We start from the raw sequence: 2,744 nt of genomic DNA, 5'->3' as shown, positions 1-2,744 counted from the left end.
GGTCGCCTCCGGCGGCGACATGCTGACTGCGCTTACCATCAAGATCGAAGAAACTCGGCTCGACCATTGCGTCTGCGGCCTGCGGTCGATGGGCATCTGGCTGCCAATGGCGTCCGACAAGGGCCCCCGTCCGGGGCATCGGCTGTTCACCCAAGGCGTTTCCGTTCGAAAAACGTGGTCATGGCGTGGTGCAGGCGGCACCATGGCCCTCAACGAAGCCCAACTTGAGAAAGACCGGCTAAAGCGAGCTATCCTGACCTGCTGGAACATAGGCGCATTAGAACCCGAGTGCACTCGCCTCGAAAACGGAATTATTGTACAGATATGTACCTGCACTGTGGTCGTTTTGGAGGCAGCTAACGCTTCTTTCCTTGACTCATCACGGCGACGTGATGACGATGACATTGTGGAGTGCAAGGGTATCCCAACAAGGATGAGTCAGTTTTTTCGGCAGTGGACTCATCTAGCTCGTTGCCACAAATGTCCGGTGTCGAGCCCAAATTATTTTTGTGGGTCTCGATGCGGCGCTCGGAGAGTCGCTTCACACTACGCCTGCTAAGTGTTCCGCTAGAAGTGTGTGTTGTTTTCGTCAGCGACATTATGAGAAAGGCCGGATCATTTAGGAGTTCACTTGTCGAGTTTCTGAAAGGGGGGAACGATGATAACAGACCATTTTGCCAAGTTTTCTGCTGTTGCGATGGTTGCTGTCGCGTCGATTGCAACAACGATAGACCAATGCGACGCGCTGCCGCTCTATACCTTCGTCTCGCCGGACGGGGCATTGCCCGCCACTGCGGGAACTGGCTTGAACGGAGAGATCTGGACCGGAGTGGATGTGGATACGCTGGCCGATGCCCGCTCTTACATTCTTAGTAGCCCTGCCGACGCGACATTTATAGCCACTTCGGTGGACTATCCCAACGGAACAACCGGTTCGACGAGCACGTCCTCAACGTTCTCCGATGCACTTGGCGTCGACGCAGCTTCTTTGTCCAACCCGACGGTCGCGGCGACGGCCGTTCTCAACTCAATTATGCGGTTTACCGGGTATCTCCGTGTGGATGCGCCTGGAAGCCTTTTTCTTGGGATAGGTTCGGACGATGGATCGGAGCTAATTATCCAAGGCACACAGGTCATCAACAACGACGGCATTCATGCATTTCCGGGAGCGTCAGCTGGTCCCGTTGAGGTTGGTTTTTTGTCCGCCGGACTGTTCGAGATCGAGTTGCTTTTCTTCGAGTCTCAACAAGTGGCAATGGGGATTGAATTCTTCTATGACAGCCCATCGTCAGGCACACCGGTTCCAACGTCCCACTTGTATTCCAGCCTGGTAACTCCGCCCGTGCCGCTCCCCGCGGGCTTGCCGCTGCTTCTCGGTGCCCTTGGCATCCTCGGTTTAGCGCGCAGACGCCAAGCCTGATGCAACAACGAACGGTACCACAGCGCCCCGCAACGCCGGGGCGCTTTTGCGTTTCTGGATGCTGGATAGATATCGCTTGATGGTGACCTTCCCCCGCAATCAGGGCTAATAGGTGCTTAATGACCCTTTTCGCTGGCACAGCGAGCGCATTCGACAGAGAAAACCTGGAGCAATTGAGGAGTACAGGAAACTGTGCAAGGTGCGATTTAGCGCGATCAGATCTAAGGGAGTTAGATCTGGGTGGCGCTGACCTGTGGGATGCCAACCTGACAGACGCAAATCTCAATGGCGTCAATTTGTCGGGAGCGACCCTCGTCGGAGCAGACCTTTCCGGCGCCAAGTTGATAGGCGCAGATCTGTCGTCTGCTATGGCGACCGGTGCAAGCCTTATTGGTTCGAACTTGACAGGAGCGAACCTTGAGCGAGCTGATCTTGGTAGTGTCGACATGTACGATGCGGACCTGACCGATGCCAATCTCTATCAAGCAGATCTACCGAGGATCGCCAGGCGAGATACCGCCATTTATTGCCGAACGAAGATGCCCAATGGCGACGTGGATAACTCCGGGTGCAGCCAGTGAAGTTTACTAACTGCGCTTAGCTGGCATCGAGCCCATTTCGGTCAATGTCGGTTTGCTGTCCCTGCGCACCGTTCAAATTGACCGTTGGCATGGAGCCCTGCACTTGCGCATTCGGTCCAGGTTGTCAGGCGAGACTATTGCAGAGCACGATGGCGTAATTTCGAGAAAGGTTCCGAAGATCATCGCGACCATTTTGCTGTCGCTGCTGGGTTCAAACTCAGGAGCTTCGATCATAGTGTGCTCACGTCCTGATGACTTCGCGCCGCGTCCGCTTCGTCTTCATCGCCCGCGTCATGCTCGGGAAGGCGGGCTGTTTTGACATCGGCGGTGCTCCTCTTGTGGATCCGCCAACCCTATCAGATCATGCCCACGGGCGAAGGTTTTTCAGACTTTCCTGCAATTCAAGTCGCCGGGCTTCCTTTCCTCCGTCCGGTCCTCGCGGCCCGCCTGCAGCCCGGCCATCAGCTCATATTACCTTGCGTCACTCAAACTGTGCTACCCTCTCCCCGTGGGACTGCGGACGACAAACGATCCGCATGGTGCGGGCGCAGATCCGGGTCCCCGTTTTCAGGGAGGACACAGATGCCACGATTTATCATCACCGGGAACTATACTGAGGCCGCCGCCAAGGGGATGCTGGCCCATCCGAGCGACCGCGGTGCAGCCACCGGCGCGCTGATCGAGGCTGCCGGCGGCACGATGGAGGCCTTCTACGCCACCACCGGCCCGACCGACTTCATCAT

General features: G+C 56.6%; 3 protein-coding genes. All 3 read left to right on the top strand.

The annotated features are described in order from the left end of the window. Positions 1 to 658: 658 nt before the first annotated feature. Entirely contained in the window at positions 659 to 1,420 is a 762-nt protein-coding gene (locus EU800_RS25835) for a VPLPA-CTERM sorting domain-containing protein (protein WP_129636324.1), read from the top strand. A gap of 119 nt (positions 1,421 to 1,539) precedes the next feature. Continuing rightward, entirely contained in the window at positions 1,540 to 2,001 is a 462-nt protein-coding gene (locus EU800_RS29015) for a pentapeptide repeat-containing protein (protein WP_129636323.1), read from the top strand. A 363-nt stretch (positions 2,002 to 2,364) separates the two neighbouring features. Beyond that, positions 2,365 to 2,744 (top strand): GYD domain-containing protein (locus tag EU800_RS29240; RefSeq protein WP_371685675.1); only part of this gene is annotated, 380 nt, incomplete at its 3' end.

It is taken from the genome of Tropicimonas sp. IMCC6043, from assembly GCF_004146235.1.
Classification (GTDB): Bacteria; Pseudomonadota; Alphaproteobacteria; order Rhodobacterales; family Rhodobacteraceae; genus Tropicimonas.
Note: the sequence above shows the minus strand (reverse complement) of the source record. Positions and strands in the feature narration are given on the sequence as shown.